This window comes from Mycobacterium sp. IDUB_3, assembly GCF_055419585.1.
Map to the genome: position 1 here is coordinate 1,695,121 of NZ_JBVAXZ010000001.1, position 23,278 is coordinate 1,718,398.

The following is a 23,278-nucleotide window of genomic DNA, read 5'->3' on the forward strand; positions in this document are numbered from 1 at the left end:
GACCCACCACGCGCCGACCCGCTGCGCCCGGCTTCGCCGCGCTTGCGGTCACCACTAGGCCAGCCCCAGCTTTTCGACCACGAGGACCGGGTCCACCGGCAGCGGTGTCACGACCGGCATGTCCCGCAGCGCGGTGTCGGGGTCCTTGAGGCCGTTGCCGGTCACCGTGCACACGACCTTCGACCCGCGGGCCACCCAGCCGTCGTCGATGGCCTTGAGCAGCCCCGCGATGCTGGCCGCTGAGGCGGGTTCGACGAAGATGCCTTCGGACTCCGCCACCAGGTGATAGGCGGCGAGGATCTCTTGGTCGGTCGCGGCCAGGAAGCGGCCGTTCGATTGCTGCTGCGCGTCAACGGCCGCCGTCCACGACGCCGGTGCGCCGATACGGATCGCGGTCGCGATGGTCTCGGGATTCTTGACGGGCGCGCCGTGCACCAGCGGCGCCGCGCCGGCCGCCTGCGTGCCCAGCATGCGCGGCAACTTCTCGATCAGGCCCTCGTGGTGATACTCGGTGTATCCCTTCCAGTACGCGGTGATGTTTCCCGCGTTGCCGACCGGCAGGGCGTGCACGTCGGGCGCGGTCCCCAGCGCGTCGACGATCTCGAACGCCGCCGTCTTCTGGCCCTCGATGCGCACCGGGTTGACGGAGTTGACCAGCGCGATGGTCGGAAAGTCGGCGGCCATCTTGCGGGCGAGCTCGAGGCAGTCGTCGAAGTTGCCGTCGATCTGGATGATCTTGGCGCCGTGCATGACCGCCTGCGCCAGCTTGCCCATCGCGATTTTGCCCTGCGGTATCAGCACCGCACAGGTGATACCGGCGCGCGCCGCGTAGGCCGCCGCCGACGCCGAGGTGTTTCCGGTCGACGCGCACAACACCACCTGCTGGCCACGCGCCAGCGCATCGGTGACGGCCATCGTCATGCCCCGGTCTTTGAATGAGCCGGTGGGATTGAGGCCCTCGACCTTGAGATGAACGCTGCAGCCGGTCTTTTCCGAGATCCGGCCCGCCGCGATCAACGGGGTCCCGCCCTCGAGCAGGGTGACCGGGGTCCAGTTGTCTCCCACCGGCAAGCGGTCCCGATACGCCTCGATGAGCCCGGGCCACGGCTTGTGGACGGCGGTGCGCGGGGCGCTCATAGGGTGGTCCCTTCCAGTCGCAGCACGCTGGTGACGCTCTGCACGACATCCAAATCGGCCAGCGCGTCCACGGTTTCGGACAGCGCGGCATCCGTGGCGCTGTGGGTGACCACGACGATGCGGGCCCCGACCCGTCGGCCGCCTTCGTCCGCGACGCCTTCCTGACGGACCTCGGCGATGCTGACCTCGCGCTTGGCGAATTCGGCCGCCACCGAGGACAGCACGCCGGGCTTGTCGGCGACGTTCATGCTGACGTAGTAACGCGTGGAGATGAAACCCATTGGGGCAATGGGCAGTTGGGCGTACTTGGATTCCTTCGGCCCGCGGCTGCCCAATACCCGGTTGCGCGCGGCCATCACCATGTCGCCGGCCACCGCGGATGCGGTCGGCGCGCCACCGGCGCCCTGACCGTAGAACATCAGCCGGCCGGAGGCCTTGGCCTCGACCACCACCGCGTTGAAGGCGCCGCTGACCGTGGCCAGCGGATGTGACAACGGCACGAGTGCGGGATAGACGCGTGCCGAAACCCGCTCCTGGCCATCGGTTGTGATGCGCTCGCAGATGGACAGCAGCTTGATGGTGCACCCCAGCGCCCGGGCCGATTCGAAGTCGGCCGGGGTGACTTTGGTGATGCCTTCGCGGTAGACGTCGTCGGCGGTCACCCGGGTATGAAAGGCGATGGACGCCAGGATCGCCGCCTTGGCTGCGGCGTCGTAGCCCTCGACGTCGGCGGTGGGGTCGGCCTCGGCGTAACCTAGCGCGCCGGCTTCGGCCAGCGCGGTGTCGTAGTCGGCGCCGGTGCTGTCCATCGCCGACAGGATGTAGTTGGTGGTGCCGTTGACGATCCCGGCGACCCGCAACACCGTGTCGCCGGCCAGCGACTGCGTCAGCGGACGGATCACCGGAATGGCGCCCGCGACGGCCGCCTCGAAATACAGGTCGACATGCGCACTTTCGGCGGCCTGCGCCAGCTCGCCGGTGGAGGTGGCCAACAGCGCCTTGTTCGCCGTGACGACCGATTTCCCGTGCTCGAGTGCGCACAGGATGGCCTTGCGGGACGGCTCCACCGGCCCCATCAGTTCCACCACGATGTCGACGTCGTCGCGAGCGGCGAGTGCTTCGATGTCGTCGGTGAGCAGCTCGACGGGGACACCGCGGTCCGCCGCGACGCGGCGCACTCCGACGCCGCGCAACACCACGGGCGCGCCGACACGGGCGGCGAGGTCATCAGCGCTGTCCTCGATGATTCGGACAACTTCGCTGCCGACGTTGCCCAATCCGAGTACCGCTACACCGACCGGCTTTTCGTCACGGGGCACAGTTCACCTCACTTCCAGACTCAGTAGATCGTCGACCGTCTCACGACGCAGGACCAGGCGGGCGCGCCCGTCGCGCACCGCGACGACGGCGGGGCGGCAGATCATGTTGTAACGACTCGACAGTGAATAGCAGTAGGCACCGGTGGCGGCGACACCGATCAGGTCGCCCGGCCGTAGGTCTCCCGGCACCCAGGTGTCGCGCACCACGATGTCGCCGCTCTCGCAATGCTTTCCGACGACACGGGCCAGCTCCGCCGGCGCATCGCTGAGCCGCGAGACCAGCCGGGCGTCGTACTGCGCGTCGTAGAGCGCGGTGCGGATGTTGTCGCTCATGCCACCGTCGACGCTGACGTAGCGCCGGTGCGCGGTGGCGCTCACGTCGACATCCTTGACGGTGCCCACCTCATAGAGCGTGATGGTGCCGGGCCCGGCGATGGCCCGTCCCGGCTCGACCACCAGCCGCGGGGTCGGCAGCCCGACGGCCGCCGACTCGTTGCGCACGATCTCGCTCAGCTTGCCGGCCAGCTCGCCCATCGGCGGCGGATCGTCGGCGGTGAGATAGGAGATGCCCAGTCCGCCACCCAAATCCACGGTGGAGATCTGCGCGATCTTTTCGACACCGAATTGTTGGACGGCCTGGTGGAGCAGCCCGATGACCCGGTGCGCGGCGATCTCGAAGCCGGCGACATCGAAGATCTGCGAACCGATATGACTGTGCAGGCCCACCAGTCGCAGGTGCCGAGTCTCGAATACCTTCCCGACCGCGTCCAGAGCCGCGCCGCTGGCCAACGACAACCCGAACTTCTGGTCCTCGTGCGCGGTGGAGATGAACTCGTGGGTGTGCGCCTCGACACCGACGGTGAGGCGAACGAAGACATCCTGGACGATGCCCGCCTCCCCCGCGATGGCGTCGAGACGCTCGATCTCGAGCATCGAGTCCAACACGACGTGGCCGACACCGGCTTTGACCGCAGCCGTCAGTTCGGCGACGGATTTGTTGTTGCCGTGGAAGGTAATCCGCTCGGGCGGAAAGTTGGCGTGCAGCGCGACCGCCAGCTCGCCGCCGGTGCACACGTCCAGCGACAGACCTTCTTCGTCGATCCAGCGCGCAATCTCGCTGCACAGGAACGCCTTAGCGGCATAGTGCACGTTCTTTCCGCCGCCGAAGGCCGACGCGATCTCGCGGCAGCGGGACCGGAAGTCGTCCTCGTCGATGACGAACAGCGGGGTGCCGTACTCCTGGGCGAGGTCGGTCACCGTGACGCCAGCGATGCTGGCGACGCCGGCTTCGTCGCGAGCGACGTTGCGGGGCCATACATTTGGCGCCAACAGCAGCAACTCCTCGGGGGATTGCGGCCGCAGCGGGCTTTCGGCGTGGCGGGTCTCTTCGGCGTGCCGAGGACCGGCGGGGTGAACGTTCACATTCGCTCCGGAGCCGTGACGCCCAGTATCGCCAGGCCGTTGGCGATCACCTGGCGGGTCGCCTGGCACAGCGCCAGGCGCGCGGTGTGCAGATCGGTCGGTTGCTCGTCGCCCTGCGGCAAGACCCGGCACACGTCGTAGAACCGGTGGTAGTCGCCGGCGAGGTCTTCCAGGTACCGGCACACCCGATGCGGTTCGCGCAGCGTCGCCGCCGTGTCGAGCACCCGCGGGAATTCGCCGAGGGTGCGCAGCAGCGTCCCCTCCTTGTCGTGGCTGAGCAGCTCGAGGTGCCCGGTGTCGGGGATCAGGCCCAATTCGGCGGCGTTGCGGGCCAGCGCCGAGAGCCGGGCATGCGCGTATTGCACGTAGTAGACCGGGTTTTCATTCGACGCCGAGGACCACAGCGCGAGGTCGATGTCGATGGGGGTGTCCACCGAGGAGCGGATCAGGCTGTAGCGCGCGGCGTCCACGCCGATGGCATCGACGAGGTCGTCCAGCGTGATCACCGTTCCGGCCCGCTTGCTCATCCGGACCGGCTGGCCGTCGCGGACCAGGTTGACCATCTGACCGATGAGCACCTCGACGGTGGCGGGGTCGTCGCCGAACGCCGCCGCCACGGCCTTGAGCCGGGCGATGTAGCCGTGGTGGTCGGACCCGAGCATGTAGATGGCCAGGTCGAAGCCGCGCTGCCGCTTGTCCAGGTAGTAGGCGATGTCGCCAGCGATGTAGGCCGGCTTACCGTCGCTCTTGATGACGACGCGGTCCTTGTCATCACCAAAGGCGCTGGTGCGCAACCATGTTGCGCCGTCCTTTTCGTAAATGTTGCCCGTCTCGCGCAGCCTGCCGATGGCTTCCTCGACCAGGCCCTTGGTGTGCATCGAGTCTTCGTGGGTGTAGACGTCGAAGTCGGTGCCGAACTCGTGCAGCGACTCCTTGATGTGGGTGAACATCAGGTCGACACCGATTTCGCGGAACGTCTCGCGCATCTCGGCGTCGGGCAGGCTCAGCGCGTCGGGCGCCTTCTGCAATATCTGGGCGGCGATGTCGTTGATGTAGGCGCCCGCGTAGCCGTCTTCCGGGGCGGGCTCGCCCTTGACCGCGGCGACCAGTGAGGCGGCGAACCGATCGATCTGCGCGCCGTGGTCGTTGAAATAGTATTCGCGCACCACGTCGGCGCCCTGGGTGGACAGCAGCCGGCCCAGCGCATCGCCGACGGCGGCCCAGCGCGTCCCGCCGATGTGGATCGGTCCGGTCGGATTGGCCGACACGAACTCCAGGTTGATGTTGCGGCCGGCCAGCGCGTCGGAATGTCCGAAGCGGTCGCCGGCGTCGATGACGTTGTTGACGACGACGGCCTGTGCCGACGCCTCGAGGCGCAGGTTGATGAAGCCGGGTCCGGCCACCTCCGCCGACGCGATCCCGTCGGCCTGGGCGAGCGCCTCGGCAAGCCATCCGGCCAGCTCACGGGGGTTGGCACCGACCTTCTTGCCCAACTGCAGTGCCAGGTTGCTGGCGTAATCGCCGTGCTCGGGATTGCGGGGACGCTCCACGGTGACCGTCTGCGGCAGCGCGGCAGCATCCAGCCCGCGCTCGGCCAGCACCGCGGCGGCGGTGGTTCTGAGCAGCTCAGCCAGGTCAGCGGGGGTCACGAGCGTCCATCCTATTGGCTGGGGTGCCCGCGCCTCGAATCCATTGCGGTGGCGGAGCGGCCACCGCAATGCGTTAGTCTGTCGGTGCTTGTTCGAAAGCCCCATGGCGCAACAGGTATGTCGGTGCGCCCCCGTAGCTCAGGGGATAGAGCGTCTGCCTCCGGAGCAGAAGGCCGCAGGTTCGAATCCTGCCGGGGGCACAGGCTTGACGGGAGGTCAGAGCGTATTTCTGACCATCCTACCGAGTCGCTGGCGATCTAGTGGCTATTACGTAGGGGAGGCAACTACTGGCCACCACCCAATACAACTTCAACCGCGAGCCCGATGCGAGACCGGAGACTCGATCGAGGTCACGAACCTGTTTCGGTGGCTGCGTCATTTGAGCCGGTGGACTCTGCGGAATCGGTTTTGACGCCTGCGGCGGCCAATAACCGCTTCGCGTGCAATGCCGCATCGTGGTTCTCGTGGACCTTGGCCCCGAGCGCGATGGGGAGGAATTCCGGTCCTTTCGGCGCAGTGATGTCTTTCGCGAAGTTTTCTAGCACTCCGACCTTCACTACGACGATGCCGAGTTTGTCGAGCGCATCAAGGAGCGCCTTTGCGGCTTCCTTGTCCGCCTTGAAGGCACGGTCCCCGTAGTCTTTGAGTTCACTCCACTTAGTTTTTGGAATCTTGACCGCGTCGGCAAGTTTCTCTGCGAGCTTCTCAGTGACGGTTTCATCGTCCGCCGTCTTGTCGAGTACCTCTTCGAGCCGCTTCCTCACCTCCTGTACGGTGGGCGGCTGCGGTGTTCCCTTGAACTCACTTGTGGCCTGTTTGTAGAGCTGCTTCAAGTCGTCCCAGTTGCCGCCATGCGCCTCAACGAGTTTGGCTATCAGCCCCTCGTTATTGAGAACGTCGAGATCGGGACAACTCACGGTGCGCACCCCGAGACCGCGGAGGCGAGTGACAATCGGGGCCATGTTCTGTTTTCCGTTGCCACCAAGAAACATCACGTTGTGTGCAGCCGGTTTCGGGTCCTGTGCATCTTGGACCGAGTCGATCGATGCATGATAGAAACGCGAGTCCCTGTCGCCTTCGGTCACAATCACAGCCCCATGGAAAAGGCCGTCGAGCGCGTCACCGTATCTCAGCGTTACGTCCTTCCAAAGTTCGCCTACATCGTCGTTGCTGAGCAGCGTCGCGGTAGTTACGTCGCCCGTACGGGACAGGTGGATGATTGTGACGGGCTCTCCGCTCTCGACCAGTCCCACCAGCACATGTTTGTCGTGTGTTGCGAGAAAGACTTGTGCCTGATTTTCCTTTGCGAGAGAAGCGATTTCGCTTCCGATGATCCGCGCCTGAGGCGGATGGAGGAAAGCCTCGGGTTCATCAATGAGGGAGACCGGGTAGTCAGTTGTCATTAATGGCAGGACTAAGCCCAATGAAGATTTAATCCCATCGCCTTGCTCCAACAGTTCTGGCAGCTCCGCGACAGCGTTCGCATAGACGACATCGATCTGATCCACCTGAGGGACCGCGACGCCAGGATCACCCACGCGGAACCCGACTTTTTTACTAACGGCGTCGAAGTGGAGCATGATACCGAACATCCGCTTCGCGAACTCCTGCACCTCTTTCCGCTTCGAGAGGTCAGTGTGCAGGACTTGCATCGGATGTTGCGGAGGCGAACCGACAGGATCAAGACGTTCTGACGGAGCGCACATATAGCTGCGGCTGAGCGCATTTTGGTCATTGACAAACCAGTCAGCGATGAAGGTGGGGGTCAGATTCTTGCGCGTTGTCATCGCGTCGCCCAACGTTTGGCCGTGCCCTCCCCGCGTGATGACCAACGTCCCGTCCTGAGTGTGGCTGTGGTAGCTGTGGGCGAGCACCCACTCCTGCATGTCAGCTGCAGAGCCTCGCCACGGTTCGCTCAGCTCGGTTACAACACGCGGACCAGTTGTACGTGTGAGTGTTTGGGACTGCAGGATCTCCTTGATCTGCCGGAGCAGCGTCGATTTGCCGACGTTGTTTCCTCCGACGACCGCGATCACGTTGCCTGGGCCAGGCAGATCGAGCAGCTCGCCGTCACCTACCCTCAAACCGCGGATTTCGAAGCCAAAGTTCTCCGCCGTGCCAGCAGCGGCATTTTCGTCAGTCGGCATTTGTCTTTCCGTCCGCTCTTCGAGTTCCTCGATGAAGTCTCTGCCGGGGGATGGTAGACACAGCTCAGCGACGAAGGGAAGCGCGACCACCAGTGTGCGAGAGCTGTTGGGAGGATTAACTGGCCTCAGTTGAACGAGGACGGTCTCTGCAGCGCGTGCAGGTCAGCCTAGGCAGTAGCCCCTCGCTCGGATTGGGAGGCGTCAGGACGCTTTCTCGATTAGTTCAGCAGCGATCTCACGCTCAACCAGACCTAGGAACAAACTGGTGGCCACCATTGCGATGACGATCGCGTCCGTCTCTGATGCGTGCTCCGGTGCCAACCAGTGAGCCACGACGTGGCGCGACGGCATCGGTGGGATGGGCCTGCCAGGTTCCCAGGACTCGAACAGGGAGTGCAACGGCTGGAAGGCCAAACTGACGCGAAAGGCCCCCTTGGCGATGGCTTCCTGTCGTTTCGTCGTGATCGTTTTAGATCGGGTTCTGTTGTAGTCGAACTTTTTGCCCTCGGTCCTTCTCAACGCGGAGTCGATAACGCTGCACCCGAGTGAACAAGCGGAAGCTACGCGGCCAGTCTCTAGCACTTCGAATACCTCGACCAGCAGCGGTTCTAGCATCGCTATCGACTCTGGGATGCGGTCGTCTTCGTCCAGCACAAGCGCGGCCCGACAGTCCTCAAGGATGCGGTCTTCGACCGCAGGACAATTTCGCGGCGTTCGTCACGGTCGCGCGCCGCGACTAATTCCTCGACAATCTCGGCACGGGGCACGAACGCCAAAGGGATGCCCTCCTGCGTGATATCCCACGCCTCCTCTGGGTCAACGTCGGCAGACCAATTCGGCACCCACCGGCGAACGAAAGCAGTTATACGCGCGGTGTACTTGGTCACCGATGACATGAAGTCCGCGTAGTTCTGCACTGCTGGCAACACTGTCGCGGTTAACGCGTCGATGACGGGTTTCACCGTTTCGGCCAGCTGCTGGTTGATGACGGTCAGCTGTTGCGTAATCCGGCTACGCGTCTCCTCGTCGAGGTCTTCCCATTTCGGCGCTGACCCATGTTCGGCCCACGCCCGAGCTGAGATGTATTCCGGTTCGCGCTCCATCCATCCAGCTTAAGGTGGACAGGATGTACGCCCAGGGGCGAGCTCACGGGCCTTAAGCACCGCGGCGCCTAACCTGGGTTGGATTGCGCGGAGAAGCCACGCCGGTTCGCGACTCAGGCGTCGGTGTCCTCCCTGTGCCCCCACATGATTCTGTGCGTCCGTTCGCGCCAACCGATCTTTGCCGGCGGGGGCACATCGGGCCATAGGGGGTGGGCCGAGGTCTTATGGAAAGCGTGGTAAGCGTCGTACGCGACCATATGGTTTGCCTGGAAGGGTTTGGGCTGTCCGGTATTTGGGTCGGTGTTCAGCTCGTCGATATGTATCCGTAGTTCTTCGTGGCTCTTGCCTTCTTCGAGCAGGCTGATGATCTCGCGGTGGTACCACACTGGATTCGTCTGGGACTTCTCGTTGTAGCTGTGCTGCCATAGCGCCCTGTACACCCGGATTTCGGGAGGCGGTGTGGCAATGTTGTTGAAGGTAGAGAGTTCGCCTTTCCGGTATCGCCATGCATCCCGACGGCGGGAACGGGTCGCCCTGCGGCCAACGGCTTGCGCAGAGCCGCGCACCACCAGCCTGCGAAACTTGCGGTGCTTGAATTGATCGGGATTCCCGAGTGTTGGCCACAGGTGGTAAGACCTGGTGATGTTCTCGCCGGGGTCGAGCCGCTGGGGAGCCAGAAGGTCTACTTTCGCTGCCGGCTGGTCGTTGGGGTCGATGAAGAGCATGGGCACTACGGTGCTTCGCCATCGCCGAAACCACCGCTCGTGACCGAGGTCGAACGAGATGTTCTCGACCGAAACCGGGGTACGGCCAATGTTGGTGACCCGCACCTTCGCGTATTCGATTCCGAGGTCGATGTGGCGTTCCTTGCGCATCTTGTCGAAGTTGATTCTCTTGCGCGAACCTGTGACGCTCATCGTCGTGCCCCAGTCCGCTCGGAAACAGAAAACGAGCTGTACCTTCAATCGAGCGCCGTTGAAGCGGTAGAGGAGGTATTGCGCAACTAGGCCGCCGCCGGTGAAGGTCGCGCTACAGATCGAGACGAACAGCGAGGCGTCAGACACAGGACCTGCCCTTAGCTGTACAGCATGTGGCCGCCGGCACCTCCGAGTGCGCCGATAGCGATCTTCGACAAGGTGTCGCCCAACCACAATGCGGCTTGCTTGGCTTTGCTCCGCTCGGGGTCGTCGCGCGTCTCGTCTGCAGCCACTGCCTCCAGCGCGGCGATCAACCGTTCCAGCTGAGTTTCAGGTGTTGGCCATGCACCGGCCACCTGGTAAGCGTTACCCATCGGCGGTCCCACGGCGACGATCACGCCGCCCATCGCGGTGGAACCCTCCTCAAAAAAGGGAACTGTCTGCAGTGCGCGGAGTGCTCGCTGCACGGTGTCTTTATCGATCCCGGTTCTGCGTTCAACATCGCTTGCGCGGGTGAGGTGTCGGCCAGTCTCGTCATACGCCTGCACCACGGCACGAGAACGGGACGGTCGCGATCGGTCCAGGTGTCGTCCATATCGCGGAACCTACGCGGAGGCGCCGACAGCAATTCGGAGGACACGCGCATATGCCGCGCGCGTTATCGGACTGTGGTGCCGCAGGTGACCCACGTGATGGGTGGCGTGCCGTCCGAGGTGCAGCACCCTGGCGACGCGCGCCAACCGCAGCACGTTGAGGCTGTCGCCGATCATCGGCATGAGCGCAATCAAGCCACCGACCCGACATTGGGGATGTCTCTGTAGGCGGCAACGATTGTGGGGCACAAAGTAGAAGCCGACGGACACAGCGCTAATCGCCACGAACAGGAAAACGTGAGGAACCGAAAGGTCGCCGCTGTCGCTAAAGAATATCGCCTTGTACAGGAAAGCGGCCCACGCGGCGGCCAGTACGACGATGACCCACCCGACGACAGTGACGGCTTTCTCTATACTCATCCTCGATCTGTCCCTATCCCACGACGGTCGCTGGGCGCGGCGGACCAGCCCCCAAACTCTTGTACCAGATTTGGAAGCACCCTAAACCGAACTGTTCCGCGCCGCAGGCACTTTGGCACAATTCGCGATACGCCAGCGACGTGCTCAGATTCCATCACTGTTGGGCGCATTCGGGCACAGGTCGTGAAGCGCATAATGCACCAGTGTCCCCCCGGTGGCCATGTCGGAGGGCAGACCCCGCATGCTCAGATCATCGACCACCCACTGCTTGGCTTGGCCTGAGGTCACCTCTTGCTTGCCGACAAGAAAGCAGACGTAGCGCCCCTCGACCAGCAGGTCCTGATCGGACATCGCCGGATGCACCATGCCGGGTTGCTTCAGGTCTGCCAGGTATCGGCCGTCATCGGCGGCGGCTGGGCTGGCGAAAACGACCGCAGCAGCACTGATCCCGAGCAGCCGCACTAGTGCCGGCCGCGTCCACCGTGCATGAATTCGGCGGTGAGTATTGTCCATTGTCTGCTTTCCCCTACGTTGTTAGGCGTTTCAGTTTTGCGTCACACTGCTCGCAGACGAATGAGGACTCGCTCTGTGGAACTGTCTGCACATGTTGGCAGTGGTGGCACCTCACCTTGGTGGACTTGCCACGCGGAGTCATCGCCGTCTCGGGTTCGGGAACCGAGAAGCGGAAGCCGCAGTGCTTGCAGACGTTAGCGGCGGCAAGGATTGTTTCGGCACAGTCAGGACATTTCTTGGTCGCGGCCGGGGTAATCGGTGCTTGCGGCTCGCTGGTGTTCACCTTGCGCGGCGGCAAGTCGGCCCATTCTCTGCCATTCCAGTATCGCTGGCTGCCGCTTCCCTCGGGGTCTGGGTACCAGCCGGATGGCGGCAGGCCGGGGCCTAGCGAGCGTAGGCAAAGTTCGATGATTATGCCAATCACGCCCAGCAGGCCGCCGAGCACCAAGCCTTCGGCCCAGTTGCGATTCTTTGACCTCGCAATTGCGGCCCCGACGACTGCACAGAGTAGCCAGACGAATAGCACCGTTCCGGTGTCCACGAGCGGCCCCTTCTCGCCAACCAGTTAGGCGACGGCAAGTGGCCGACGCCGTACGGCAGTTCGGATGCCGGTCATGACAGCGGTGTGAAGGTCAGACTCCACGGTCCATCCGTGTTGCTGATGTGGAACGTGGTCCGGCCAGTGCCGCGGTAGGTGGTGGTCCCGCTGGCCGGCGCATCACCGTGAGCACATGTGTTGACCACGGCGGAGCCGTCACTACCGTCGGATTGCACCGGTGACACGATCAGGCAGTTACTAGTTGCCTGGTAGGTGACGGTGTAGCCGTGAGCCACCAGGTCGGCTGTCTTTACCTGCTCGCCGTTGCCATTGATGGTGACCGGGTAAGCCGGCACCGAAACGGTGCTGCTGGGTGCCTCACTGCCACTCACTGACCCGTGATAGTTCTTGTCGGGCACCGGAACACAGGCGCTCAGTGCGGCTGCAGCTGCCGCGATGCTCAACGCCACCGAAGGTCTGCGCAAAGTCTTGTTCCCCCTTGATTCAATTCGTCGCGATCCGCAACGCAGAATATTGCAATTGGCTCGCGCTGCGGGTGGTTTTCTCACCATTCGCCTTGTAAAAAAGCGCGCAAGCCTTACGCTCCGCAATGTGGCCCAAGACGATGAACTACCTGAATTGACTGTCTACTGCCCCATATGTGGCGTGGCTCGGGCAGTCACCCGCGAGATGGGTGAGCTTTACCTACTGGAGTGCGGTCACACCGTTCGCCCGCAGCACCTCTGAATCCACCGATCAGCTTCGCCTTAAAATCTTCCCGCGCCCATCAGGGGGCCGGTTTTCACTCGGGGGCACTTCACCCAGAAACGTCTAGACGTTCTCGCCCTCAACGTCCGCATAATCAAAGAACGCCCTCGGCTGGCTGGGTTTGCCGGCCCCTTCGCTACTTCTCCGAGTCGCCCGCATCATCGCGGCGATGCAGCGCGGTCGAGGGTTTCTGCATTGCGCAGGATGGACCGGCTGCTGACCCTCGACGATGGCGAAATAGACAACCTCGCGTGGGTGTTGCACCTGGTGGAGGGGATTCAATGACCAATGAGCGGTGGAATTACTACGCTGACGCGCGGCCGGAATACGCCACCAAGCTGGTCCGCATCGCGGTCGGCGGCGGCAAGGCAGAACGTTACACGGCCCGCAGTGGCTGGGTCGACGCGAACGGCATTCAGTCCGAGGTCAAATGGACCGGCGACTGGGACTTCATGTTGGCTGACCACCTTGACACCGCCATCGCAAACATCGATAACCCGAAGCCCCTTGAGCGGTTTGACTATTGGAGTCCATCGTGGCAACTGCGGTTGTGGTTCATCGCCTGCCTGGACGCAATCGAGGCCGGCGTGATCACCGCCGACCAGATACCGCCAGAGTCGGGGTTGAACACCGAGGTCGTCGCGGCGCTGAAAGCCGTTGAGGAGTGGGATCTTTCTGACGAATGGCACTGGTGCAACACCCCTGTCGACGAGCGGGGCGAATACCCGATCTTCCAAGCTCACCTTGCGGTGGCGACGCAATGCCGCGAGGTCGAAGCCAACGGGGCCGGAGAGTAAGAGCTAGTGACTGAGCCATTTGGCTCAGTCCCCCAAAACGTTCCCGCCTAACATCGGTCCGCCAACGCCGTCAGCCCTGAAAGCTTCTCACTCGTGATCGTCGAAGAGGTTGGCGGCTACGTCCGACAGTTCCAACCCGAATCCGCCCGGAGGTTGGTCGAGGAGACCCGCTCCGATGATGTTGCCAGTCAAGAGATCAACTAGCCGGTACAGGCCGAACGTAATAGCACGGTCGTCGCGGCGGCGCGACTTCTCCAGCCGGTACCCCCGGCGGTCGGCGACTCGACGGAGCCGGTTTTCATAAACCTTTCGTTCGACCATGGACATCGACTCAATATCCCTCCGCGACAGGATGTCTCGCGTGCCCGGAGAGATGCCGTAAGCCATGCTCAGAACTGTACTCGGAAGTTGCTCTCGGATACCCGCAGCTCAGAAGATCGCGTCGCCCGTGTGGGCGTAATTCCTGGAAAACGTACAGAGCAGAATTAGCCGTTTCGGCCATGTGCGGCGACCGGCCCCCGGTAGGGGGTGGACCCCGGGGGGCAGCCCGGCGCGGCCATCGCGCTTTCGCGCGCTGGCAGGGATTTGGGCCTGCTGCGCGTCGCCGAACCTTTCAAGTCCTGTCGGTGAGATCAGGTGTCCGACGGCGTCGATCACGACTCGCCGCGCTCCGCCGCCGACGCGACGTCGGCGTCAAGCCAGACACTTTGGTCCGCAGCACCTCCCCACCGTTACGCCCTATTGAACGGTTCCGTTGGCGCTCGATCAGGTCTGCGACATCTTCGCGCGTCATTCGCCAAGCACGTCCTGCGCGGTATTCAGACAGCTCGCCATTGTTCAAGCGACGTGAAAGCCAGCGCACGCCGTCGGCCATGTCCGGCAGGATCATCTTCGCGACCTCCGCAAAGCGAGTACGTCTTGAAATCGGCATTGTTATCGTCCATGGCTAAAACTCTGGCTCGCTTGTCGCTTCGGATGACATGAGCAATATGGCACGACCACCACTCGCTTCGAAGGCATAACGGCGGCGAGCCTTCGACCCGCAAGGCGTGTTCAAGGTGCCCATGGGTGTTGATGGGATGTTGATACATGCTCGCAAAAAGGCCGGAACCATGCACTCAGCGCGCATGGAGCTGCCCGGAATCGAACCCGTCGTAGAAATCGCGCTGACCTGCGGAAATAACGGCCTTCCCCACCCGAAACGACGCCAAATGACGCGAAATGACCTGCGGATACGCGAAAGGTGTTGATGGCATCAACACGCCCTGCCGAAAATGCATGGCGGTGTACCAGTGTTCGCCGCGCCGACGCCGAGAGCTGCGAGCGCGGCCCCGACGAACTCAGAGAAGGTGGTGCCGTCTGGTTGTGGACTGGCAGATTCTCACTGCGGGTGGGTCGCCAAATAGTCGATGACGGGGATCGGCGACGTCGCCGCGTAACCGACGGGCAAAAGCACGTCACCAACAATCGTGCGGTAGTAGATATCCCACCGGTACAACAACTGGGACCGGTACGTCCGGGCGGTCAACGCCGGCTTGCCACGGCAATTCGGATACGGTCGCCAACTAAACACCGGCCGATCCAGCGAGATGCAGTCGTCGACGATACCCAAGTTTGACTGTGCCAACTTCGGAGTAACGACCCTCCCGAAGTCCGAGTCACCCGCTCATCGAGCCCGCCGCGTTTTCGCTCTCTACCACCGCCTTGACAGTGGCCGGATACCAAGGTGCCATTCCTCGGGCGGTGAGAATCCCGTCGGCCATGAGTCCATTGGTGATCGCCTGAAATGTCCGTCCGTTGGCACGCTCAGCGAGGATCCGTTCGTCACCTCTACCGACAGGGCCGGTGCTGCACGCAGGCGCTCTCACCGAGCGCGCTTGGGCCCCAGGGCATCTCGGGTAGGTTGGCTGATCGGCCGGCGCTCATACTGTGTTGCCTCCGCGCCCGCCGCGCCTCACGGGCCCCGGAGGCTGTTGGCAGCCAAGCTGGACATACTACCCGGCGAGCGCGTAGATTTCGGTGGCTTCAGAGCGGCCCCGCAGTAGCTCGCTACCACGCGACACCCAATGCTGGCCTTCCTCTTGACTAGCGCGCTCGATGGCCGGGGCCGAAGCCAGCATGCGTTCATCGGAGGTCTTGGCGAGATCCGCAAGCCGGGCAGCCTCGTTGACCGGGTCACCGATCACCGTGTACTCGTAGCGATTCTCGGCGCCGATATTTCCCGCGAACACGGCCCCGGCTGAGACGCCGATGCCGAAGTCAGCTACCGGCAGCTTGCGCAAGTGGTCGGCTAACTCGCGTGCAGTGGCCAGCGCTGCCGACGCCGCTCCGTCGACTCGAAGAGGCGCCCCGAAGACGGCGAGAGCGGCGTCGCCTTCAAACTTGTTGATCAGCCCGTCCCGCTTATCGACCGCATCAACCACGATTCGAAAGAAGTCGTTTAGCACTTCTGCCACCTGCTGCGGCGGATGAGTGCACGCCAACTGGGTGGAGCCTACCAAGTCGATGAACAAGATCGCCGCTTCTCGCACGTCTCCTGTCAGTGATGCGCCCTGTTCAATTGCGCGGCGGGCGACGTTCGTACCGACGTGGCGGCCGAACAGGTCGCGTAAACGCTCGCGTTCGGCGAGGCCGGCGACCATCCGGTTGAAACCGCGCTGCAGCCGGCCGATTTCAGAGCGCTCGTACACCCCGACGTAGGCCCCCAAGCGCTCGTGTTCGATATCCGCCATGGCATCGACGACTTCGCAGACCGGATCCGAAATTGATCGGGCTATTAAAATCATGATCGGTAACCCCAAGAACGCCGCAGCAAGCGAAACCACCAGCACCGGAATACCAACCGGCGCAGTTTTTTCAATGACCCAGCCACGGGGCTGAACCGTGACGATTACCGCGATCACCCCGAGCGGCAGACCAGCAGACAACAACCACATGATGACGAGGCGCGCGAGCACGCCTGGTGCCGTCACGCCCTGCCCAGATCCTGCACTGGCGGCGACTATCACGGGCCGAAGCGTTCTTTGGGTGAGCAGAAGGCCCGTTCCGGCCGCCGCGCTTGCCCCCACTGCGGTACCCAGGAGGCAGGGCACTGCGAAAGCCAGGCCGCCATCGCGATTCACGAGGATGAAGGTCGCGCCAGCGACCGCCCACGTCGCTGCCATCATCACCGATTGGCGAGTGATTAGGCTCAGTGCCCCACGTCGTTGGCGAGGATTCGGTTCGCTGCCCGCGATGTACCAGCGCAGCGTCAGCGCCAAATTGGCCAGGGCGCCAAGGGCCGTGACGATAGTTCCGAGCAGCGCCAACGCCACGGCTAGGATCACGTTGCGCGGGGTGAGATAAGCCTGTGCGCCGCTGGTGGTGTGGCCGCTGAGCGGTATCAAGATGGCCGCGGACTGAGTGAGGGCGACGATGTGGGCGAGTACCAGGCCGGTCGCGTAGCGGGTCGATAGACCGCGGCTACTTGCATCCCCCGGCGGCTGCCCCGTTGTCATGGTCACCGTGCCATCGTGCGTGGGCATCAGTTGAGGATCTGCTGAGCGATGCGGCGCGCTCACGGCAGCACGCGCACCGGAACGTTCGACCATCCGGCGACGTTCTGCATGGTTACTCGTTTGCAACGGTCCCAGATCACCTCGTAGCGTGGCATCAGGTCCAGCAACTTCTCCAGCGCAATTGAGCTCTCCAGACGGGCCAGCGCGGCGCCCAGGCAACTGTGGATGCCATAGCCAAAACCCAGGTTCTGCGCCTGGTTCCGGTCCCGCTCGATGTCGAATTTGTCGGCGTCGGTGAACGCTTCGGAGTCGCGATTGGCCGAGCCGCCTACCAGGAACACCGGCTTGCCCTCGGGGATTGCGCCACCGTGCAGATGAACAGTTCGCAGCGAATAGCGCACGTTGTATTGCGCGGGCGCCTCGTAGCGCAACACCTCCTCCACCGCCGCCGGCACCTTGCTGCGATCGTCGAGCAGCTTTTGCCATTGGTCTGGGTTGCGCGCGAACTGCACGACCGCATTGCCAACCAGCTTGGTGACTGTTTCTGCGCCCGCACCACCCAAAAGGGTTAAGAATCCGGCGATCTCGACGTCATCAAGCCGGGTAGTCCCACCGTCGTCACGCTCAACCCTCGCCGCGATCAGGCCGCTGATCATATCGTCCTGCGGTCGTTCCCGCCGTTCCTGGATCAGGCCGAAATAGAACACGCCGAGCTCGGTGACGGCTTGCCAGTTTGATTCGTCCATCTCGACTTGTCCCGGTTGGCGACGCAAGGACCTGTCGACCAGGTGGCGGATTTTCTGGTGGTCTTCGGGCGGCACACCAAGCATCGTGCTGATTACTTCGACGGGAAACAACGCCGAGAAGTCGGCGACAACATCGAATTCTGCGGCGTCCACCTCGGATAGGTAGTGCTCGATCAGGTCGGTGACCGTATCTTTCAGTGCGGTGATCGCCCGCGGGGTGAAGACCTTGTTGACCAGGCTGCGCATCCGTCGATGCTCCGGGGGATCCATGAAGATGATCGACTTGGCCTCGTCTGGCAGATCGTCGTTCTTGACCATCCCCAGGTCTATTCCGCGCGCCGACGAATAGGTCTGGTGATCCTTAAACGCCGCGGCGACGTCTGTGTGGCGGGTCAGCGCATAGAAGTCGTGCTCTTCGTCGTGGTAGAGCGGTGCCTCTTCTCGCATCCGTCGGTAGGTCGGATATGGGTCGGTGAAGAATTCGTCTGAGAACGGGTCGAAGATCAACTTCGAAGTCGTCATGTCTCCTCCTCGAGGGGACCACCTGCTCAGCAGCGGGTTGGTTTGGGGTCAAGCTCGCCAGGTGGCGGGCTTACAGCGGATTCAGCTCCGGCGGGTTGACCACGATGGCCTGCGGGGTGCTGCGTGCGATCACCACTTCGGCCGGCGTGGTGGGTCCGTATCTTCTTCCCGGTGGGGCGGATATGGCCGGACGAAGATGTAGTCACTCGGCTGGATCGCGTTCCACGACTTATGGTCGCCGTCGCGAAACACGAATTCCGCGTTGCCACTTCGCACATCAATCGCTGTCTACGACTCGCCGCGATGGTGATTGGCCGACACGGTTTCGGGTGACACGTACGTCTTTCCCATCCACACCTTCTCCGCACCAACCGATCGACCGCTGATCGCGGCACACCGGCGCAGTCCCTCCGACTGCGCGGTCTCGGCGCTGATGTCCGAAGCGTTGATGTGGTGCACCCGGTTGCACGTGGCTTTGGCGCTCGCCTCGATGAAGCCGGGGTGAAAGCGCGACTTTTCCCGTTCATCGAGACGCTCATCGGATCGTATTTCCTTCGCGCCGTGGTTTGTTGTGTCTTACCTGATTGAACGGGACCCCGCGGTCCGCCGCGTATTCACGGGGCAATCCGAGCACCCGTTCGGCGATCACGTTGCGTGCCATCTCATCACTGCCGCCGCCCAGGGAGACAGTTTGTCGGGACAGGTAGCGCTTCCCCACCTTGAGAAGCCCGCGCTCGTCGTCGACAACGCCGAAGGGGCCCGCGATCTCCATCGCCGTGTCGACTTGCAGGCAGGTCACGTCGGAGTGGAAGAGCCGGATGATCGACCCGGCACTTGGCGGTAGCGCGCCCTCACGCATGGCGGCCACAACGTGCTCGACCAGGCCGTCGCGCACCATCCGACGCGCCAGTACCCGGCCGATTTTGTCCTGTGTGAAGGGATCTTCGGCCGTGCCAACCGCCGCGGCGAGGGAGAAGTAGTCGGCGAACGAGTCTTCGGAACGCTCGCGGACACGGCCGCTGGCGAACTCCGAGCCCTGCCCCACGGCGCGCCGCTCGTGAAAAAGCAGGCGCCCGGCCACGTCCCAGCCCTTGTTGACCTCGCCCACGACCGCGGATTCATCAACCCGCAGCCCGTCGAAGAACTCCTCACAGAATTCGTTGGAACCGTCGACTTGTTCGATGCGCCGCAACGTCACACCGGGTGCGTGAATGGGCACCAGGAACATGGTCAGGCCGTCGTGTTTGGGCACCGTCGGGTCGGTGCGGGCTAAAAGCAGCCCGTAGTCGGCGGCGAACGCGCTCGTGCTCCACGTCTTGGCGCCATCGATGATCCATCCGCGGCCATCGCGTTGGGCGCGGGTGGTCAGGCCGGCCAGATCCGATCCGCCGCCCGGCTCCGACAACAACTGGACCAACACCTCGTCGCCCCGTAAGGCTGCGCGGATGTGGTGGCATTTCTGGGCTTCGGTGCCGCTGTCGAGCAGGGTCGCACAGCAGATGGTGAAGGTCGGGACGTTGAGAATCAAGGGCATCTCGTAGCCGGAGGCCTCGACGTCGAAGGCCTTCTGATAGCAGACATCCAGGCCAAGGCCACCGTATTGGCGGGGAAAGCAGATCCCGGCGTACCCGCCGGCGTAGAGGCGCTGCTGCAGTTCGCGGGCGCGCTGCCAAGCCCCTTCGTCGTCGCGGCCGGCCCGGGGCGGATCGTCGGGATCCAGGCGGGGCATGTTCTCGGCCAGCCACGCGCGGGCCCGGGCCGCGAATGCCTCGACCGGTTCGACGGCGGGGCGGGGGGTCGTCGTATCGGTCATGCCGCGGACCCCACAATCCCGGCGTAGCGGCAGATGGCTTGATGATGCTCGCTGGGCGTGCCGAACAGGTTACGGTACAGCGTGACTCGCCGCAGGAATAAGTGCAGATCGTGTTCCCAAGTGACGCCGATGCCGCCGTGCAGCTGGATGCAGTCCTGCACTAACGGGCCGGCGTGCTCGCCGAGGTAGGACTTGGCGGCGCTGACCCATAGCGCAGCATTTTTAGCGCGCGCCGCGACATGATCGATGGCGGCGGCGGTGATGCCGCGGCAGGCGTGCAACCACATCGTCATATCGGCCAGACGATGCTTGAGCGCCTGATAGGACGCCAGCGGTCGACCGAAGCTGTAGCGGTCGCGAGTCCAGTCGACGGTCATCGCCAACACGGTGTCGAGGATCCCGACTATTTCAGCGCACTGCAGCACCATGGCTACCTGGTTTTGCCGGTCGACCAGTGCCGGCGCGGTGGTGGCAGATCCGACCGCTGAGGAATCGTCGACGTGCACACCGTCGAATTCGACTCGGGCGTAACGTTTCACCAGATCGATGCCGCTTTGTGGTTGTCGGATCACGCCGGGGGCGTCGGCGGGGACCAGGAACTGGCGAAGGGCGTCGCCGGCGCGGGCGGTGACCAGAAGCAGGTCGGCCTGTGCGCCCGCTTCGACGCGGTCCTTGATGCCGTCGAGGCGGTAACCGTCTGCGGTTGGCGTGGCAGTCAGCGTGGGCTGGTGCGGGTCGAAAGTCCGGCACGGTTCGTCAACCGCCCAGGCCGCCACCACCTGACCACAGACGAGCGCTCGGATGGTCTCTGCATGCTCGCCTCGGCTGTCGGCGTCGACCAGGCCGGCCAGCACGGTGCTCACCGGCTGCAGCGGTCCCGGCGCCACGGTGTGTCCGATCTGTTCGGTGATGGCCGCAAGATCGTGCAGACCACTGCCGGAGACATTTCCGCCGCCAAGCTCCTCGGGCACTAACAGACCGGCCCATCCGAGTTCGGCGGCCTGCTTCCACCACGATGGATCGACGCAACGGTCCTCGGCGTGCAGTGCCCGTTGGTGACTCAACGTCGCGTGTCGGTCCAGAAACGCGCGTGCAGTGGCGACGAAAAGCTCTGTCTCGGTGGATGACTGCGTCAAACCGTCTCGTCCTCGATGCCGAAGGTATTGACCGCCATGGCCAGCAGGCAGTAGCCGCCGATGGTGAAAACCAGGTCCATCCGTTGCTCGTCGGTGAAGTGGCGGCCCAACTCGGTCCACACATCGGCCGAGATGTCGGCGGCGTCGATGAGGTCATCGACGGCGTGCACCACCGCTTGGTCTTCCTCGCCCGGCAGCTCTCCCAAACGGATGGCGTCGATGTCGTCGGCGGTCAATCCGGCGCGCTGCGCAATAGGGAGGTGATGAAACCACAGGTACTCGCAGTCACGCCGGTACACCACGCGGAGCAGCGCCACCTCGCGTATGCGTGGGCACAACGTGGAGCCGCGCAGCAGGTAGGCGTTGAACGGCAGATAGGCCTGTGTCAGGTCAGGGTGGTGCACCAGCGTTGCTAAAACGTTGCCGACGCCAGCGGGGGTGGCGCGGTCCGGCGGTATGAGCGAGGCCACTGCCGCTCGGGTGCGGTCATCCCATTTGTCGGCCGGCAGCGGGTCAAGCCGACGGGGATGGCGCGCTGAGGTCGTCATGGCACCGGGGTGTAGCGCAGGTGCAATTCGGTCAAACCCCTCAAGATGTAGGTGGGTTCGTAGGTGTAACGGCGGCGGGACGCGGGACCATGCTTGTCTTCGTTGATGGTGATGTCGGCCATCCGGTCGAGGATGCGTTCTAGCGACACCCGGCCCTCCACCCGGGCCAGAGGAGCGCCGGGGCAGGTGTGGATGCCGCGACTAAATGCCATGTGTTCTCGAACGTTTCGGCGATCCAGCTGGAACTGGTGGGGATCCTCGAACCGCCGTGGGTCGCGGTTGAGCGCGCCAGGACAAATCATCACGATGGAGCCCGCCGCGATGTCGACACCGCCGACGTTGGTGGATTTGCGGGCCAACCGGAAGTCGCTTTTCACCGGGGCATCCATGCGCAGGGTTTCCTCAACGAAGGCCGGAATGCGGCTCCGGTCCTCACGCAGCCGTTGCTGAAGTTCGGGATGATCGCCCAGGATCCGTAGCGCTGCAGACAGCAGCTTGGTGGTGGTTTCCTGCCCGGCGGCAAACAGGAAGGTGGCTGACCGCACGACCTCGACGATCTCGGGTATGGTGCCGTCGGGGTAAGTGGCAGTGGCCAAGGCGGTCAGCACGTCGTCGCGCGGCTGGCGGCGCCGATCTGCGATATAGCTGCTGAACTTGTCATCCAGCCACTCCAACGGGTTGGACGCCAACGCTTCCCTTTGCAGCGAACCGACGTGGCCGCCTGGGCGGGCGCCCAGGACGACGCGGACCTGCTCGTGATCTTCTTCGGGTACCCCGAGCAGATCGGCGATCACGAGCAAAGAGAATGGTTTGGCGTATTCGGCGAGGAACTCGCACTGCCCGTTGGCCAGGAATTCGTCCAGCTGCCGATCGGCCAGCGCCCACATGAACTGTTCGTTCTCCTTGAGCCGACTCGGAGTGAGCAACCGGCTGAGCAGCGAGCGCGCGTCGGTGTGCTGGGGCGGATCCATGGTGACCATGTGCTCATACATCGGCAGCTTGCTGCGATTGAGTTCGATCAGGCCGCTGATGTCATCACCGCTGCATTCGAACGGCAACGGCGGGAACGGACCGCCGACGGAGACGCAGGCCGAAAAGGTGCCCGTGTCTTTGAGAATCGCCGCAGCCTCGTCGTAGCCGGTGACCGCGTATACGCCGTAGTGCGGTTCCCGGGCAATCGGGCACCTGTTGCGCAGATGGTCGAAGTAGGGGTGCGGGTCGTGCACCAGTGACTGGTCGGTGAAGTAATCCACCCTGTCGTAATCGATCACAAGTGTTTCTTCTTTCTTCCATAAACGGCCCGCGGCGGCCTCAGCAAGCGTTCCGCGGGTACATCAATCGCGCGTCCGTCAGCGCGCCACCTCGTTGACCAGGCTCAGGTAACGCATGACGGGCGGCGGCTGCGTCTCGACGCCAACCGGTTTCGACATCCGCCCCTCGGCCATCGCCGCCTTCAGATTGCGGCGGGCAGTGTCGACGTCGGCATCGATCTCGTAGAGAGTCACAAAGGACTCCCCGTCGGTCCGCCAGCGCCGAGCCGACACGAAACCGTCAACCGCTAGCATCTCCGGTATATGGATCCGATCGTGCCAACGATGATATTCCTCGACAAGATCCGATGACGCGGGCTTGCTCTCGACGAACAACAGTGATTTGGCCATTAAGCAATTCCTTCTTTGGAATTCGGTGATGT

General features: G+C 63.5%; 23 protein-coding genes, 1 tRNA gene and 1 pseudogene. 2 read left to right on the plus strand and 23 right to left on the minus strand.

Translation table 11 applies throughout. The annotated features are described in order from the left end of the window. Positions 1–54 precede the first annotated feature (54 nt). The 4 genes from thrC to argS are packed head-to-tail and all read right to left on the minus strand — an operon-like array spanning position 55 to position 5,527. Positions 55–1,137, minus strand: a complete 1,083-nt coding sequence (thrC, locus tag ACZYVJ_RS07355) for a threonine synthase (RefSeq protein ID WP_463830404.1) — start codon at positions 1,135–1,137, stop codon at positions 55–57. Next, positions 1,134–2,456, minus strand: coding sequence for a homoserine dehydrogenase (locus ACZYVJ_RS07360; RefSeq protein ID WP_463830405.1), 1,323 nt, complete (start codon positions 2,454–2,456; stop codon positions 1,134–1,136). Before ACZYVJ_RS07360 ends, thrC begins: the two co-directional genes overlap by 4 nt. 3 nt (positions 2,457–2,459) lie before the next feature. Continuing rightward, the gene (gene lysA / locus ACZYVJ_RS07365) at positions 2,460–3,818 is read right to left on the minus strand and encodes a diaminopimelate decarboxylase (RefSeq protein WP_463832885.1); all 1,359 of its coding nucleotides are present in this window, start codon (positions 3,816–3,818) and stop codon (positions 2,460–2,462) included. Positions 3,819–3,874: 56 nt separating this feature from the next. Then, positions 3,875–5,527 carry an arginine--tRNA ligase gene (gene argS, locus ACZYVJ_RS07370; RefSeq protein WP_463830406.1) on the minus strand — a complete coding sequence of 551 codons (1,653 nt, stop codon included), beginning with the start codon at positions 5,525–5,527 and terminating at the stop codon, positions 3,875–3,877. 127 nt (positions 5,528–5,654) lie between these two features. On the opposite strand from argS, the gene ACZYVJ_RS07375 reads away from it, so the two are divergent. Beyond that, a tRNA-Arg gene (locus ACZYVJ_RS07375) sits at positions 5,655–5,727 on the plus strand. 150 nt (positions 5,728–5,877) lie between these two features. On the opposite strand, the gene ACZYVJ_RS07380 is transcribed toward ACZYVJ_RS07375, so the two are convergent. The 9 genes from ACZYVJ_RS07380 to ACZYVJ_RS07420 all read right to left on the minus strand — a co-directional run bounded on the left by ACZYVJ_RS07380 (position 5,878) and on the right by ACZYVJ_RS07420 (position 12,150). Further along, complete coding sequence (locus tag ACZYVJ_RS07380) at positions 5,878–7,674, minus strand: ATP-dependent nuclease (protein ID WP_463830407.1); 1,797 nt, start codon at positions 7,672–7,674, stop codon at positions 5,878–5,880. A 201-nt stretch (positions 7,675–7,875) separates the two neighbouring features. Continuing rightward, positions 7,876–8,289, minus strand: a complete 414-nt coding sequence (locus tag ACZYVJ_RS07385; protein ID WP_463830408.1) for a hypothetical protein — start codon at positions 8,287–8,289, stop codon at positions 7,876–7,878. Positions 8,290–8,291: 2 nt separating this feature from the next. Continuing rightward, entirely contained in the window at positions 8,292–8,777 is a 486-nt protein-coding gene (locus tag ACZYVJ_RS07390) for a hypothetical protein (RefSeq protein ID WP_463830409.1), read from the minus strand. Positions 8,778–8,890: 113 nt separating this feature from the next. Then, positions 8,891–9,841, minus strand: a complete 951-nt coding sequence (locus ACZYVJ_RS07395; protein ID WP_463830410.1) for a hypothetical protein — start codon at positions 9,839–9,841, stop codon at positions 8,891–8,893. An 11-nt stretch (positions 9,842–9,852) separates the two neighbouring features. Next, positions 9,853–10,245, minus strand: a complete 393-nt coding sequence (locus ACZYVJ_RS07400) for a hypothetical protein (protein ID WP_463830411.1) — start codon at positions 10,243–10,245, stop codon at positions 9,853–9,855. A 54-nt stretch (positions 10,246–10,299) separates the two neighbouring features. After that, positions 10,300–10,707: a hypothetical protein gene (locus ACZYVJ_RS07405; protein ID WP_463830412.1), complete on the minus strand. Its 408-nt coding sequence runs from the start codon at positions 10,705–10,707 to the stop codon at positions 10,300–10,302. A 144-nt stretch (positions 10,708–10,851) separates the two neighbouring features. Continuing rightward, complete coding sequence (locus tag ACZYVJ_RS07410; protein ID WP_463830413.1) at positions 10,852–11,169, minus strand: hypothetical protein; 318 nt, start codon at positions 11,167–11,169, stop codon at positions 10,852–10,854. A 64-nt stretch (positions 11,170–11,233) separates the two neighbouring features. Beyond that, positions 11,234–11,761: a DUF2510 domain-containing protein gene (locus tag ACZYVJ_RS07415; protein ID WP_463830414.1), complete on the minus strand. Its 528-nt coding sequence runs from the start codon at positions 11,759–11,761 to the stop codon at positions 11,234–11,236. Between the two features lie 71 nt (positions 11,762–11,832). Further along, positions 11,833–12,150 (minus strand): hypothetical protein, encoded by a 318-nt coding sequence (locus ACZYVJ_RS07420; RefSeq protein ID WP_463830415.1) that lies wholly within the window; start codon positions 12,148–12,150, stop codon positions 11,833–11,835. Between the two features lie 657 nt (positions 12,151–12,807). On the opposite strand from ACZYVJ_RS07420, the gene ACZYVJ_RS07425 reads away from it, so the two are divergent. Then, on the plus strand, positions 12,808–13,323 hold the full coding sequence (locus ACZYVJ_RS07425) for a hypothetical protein (protein WP_463830416.1): 516 nt from the start codon (positions 12,808–12,810) through the stop codon (positions 13,321–13,323). An 87-nt stretch (positions 13,324–13,410) separates the two neighbouring features. On the opposite strand, the gene ACZYVJ_RS07430 is transcribed toward ACZYVJ_RS07425, so the two are convergent. From ACZYVJ_RS07430 to ACZYVJ_RS07475, 10 genes and pseudogenes are all read right to left on the minus strand, one after another. Further along, positions 13,411–13,710, minus strand: a complete 300-nt coding sequence (locus ACZYVJ_RS07430) for a hypothetical protein (protein WP_463830417.1) — start codon at positions 13,708–13,710, stop codon at positions 13,411–13,413. A 994-nt stretch (positions 13,711–14,704) separates the two neighbouring features. Further along, entirely contained in the window at positions 14,705–14,950 is a 246-nt protein-coding gene (locus tag ACZYVJ_RS07435; RefSeq protein WP_463830418.1) for a hypothetical protein, read from the minus strand. A gap of 367 nt (positions 14,951–15,317) precedes the next feature. Continuing rightward, positions 15,318–16,754, minus strand: a complete 1,437-nt coding sequence (locus ACZYVJ_RS07440; RefSeq protein WP_463832887.1) for an adenylate/guanylate cyclase domain-containing protein — start codon at positions 16,752–16,754, stop codon at positions 15,318–15,320. A gap of 125 nt (positions 16,755–16,879) precedes the next feature. Further along, positions 16,880–18,088 carry a cytochrome P450 gene (locus ACZYVJ_RS07445; protein ID WP_463830419.1) on the minus strand — a complete coding sequence of 403 codons (1,209 nt, stop codon included), beginning with the start codon at positions 18,086–18,088 and terminating at the stop codon, positions 16,880–16,882. Positions 18,089–18,158: 70 nt separating this feature from the next. Next, positions 18,159–18,637, minus strand: a pseudogene (locus ACZYVJ_RS07450) (cupin domain-containing protein). Beyond that, on the minus strand, positions 18,624–19,901 hold the full coding sequence (locus ACZYVJ_RS07455) for an acyl-CoA dehydrogenase family protein (RefSeq protein WP_463830420.1): 1,278 nt from the start codon (positions 19,899–19,901) through the stop codon (positions 18,624–18,626). The pseudogene ACZYVJ_RS07450 and the gene ACZYVJ_RS07455 overlap by 14 nt, the downstream one beginning before the upstream one ends. Further along, the gene (locus tag ACZYVJ_RS07460) at positions 19,898–21,037 is read right to left on the minus strand and encodes an acyl-CoA dehydrogenase family protein (RefSeq protein ID WP_463830421.1); all 1,140 of its coding nucleotides are present in this window, start codon (positions 21,035–21,037) and stop codon (positions 19,898–19,900) included. Before ACZYVJ_RS07460 ends, ACZYVJ_RS07455 begins: the two co-directional genes overlap by 4 nt. Beyond that, entirely contained in the window at positions 21,034–21,585 is a 552-nt protein-coding gene (locus ACZYVJ_RS07465) for a carboxymuconolactone decarboxylase family protein (protein WP_463830422.1), read from the minus strand. The genes ACZYVJ_RS07460 and ACZYVJ_RS07465 overlap by 4 nt, the downstream gene beginning before the upstream one ends. Continuing rightward, the gene (locus ACZYVJ_RS07470; protein ID WP_463830423.1) at positions 21,582–22,856 is read right to left on the minus strand and encodes a cytochrome P450; all 1,275 of its coding nucleotides are present in this window, start codon (positions 22,854–22,856) and stop codon (positions 21,582–21,584) included. The genes ACZYVJ_RS07465 and ACZYVJ_RS07470 overlap by 4 nt, the downstream gene beginning before the upstream one ends. 78 nt (positions 22,857–22,934) lie before the next feature. Continuing rightward, complete coding sequence (locus ACZYVJ_RS07475; protein WP_463830424.1) at positions 22,935–23,246, minus strand: hypothetical protein; 312 nt, start codon at positions 23,244–23,246, stop codon at positions 22,935–22,937. Between the last annotated feature and the right edge of the window lie 32 nt (positions 23,247–23,278).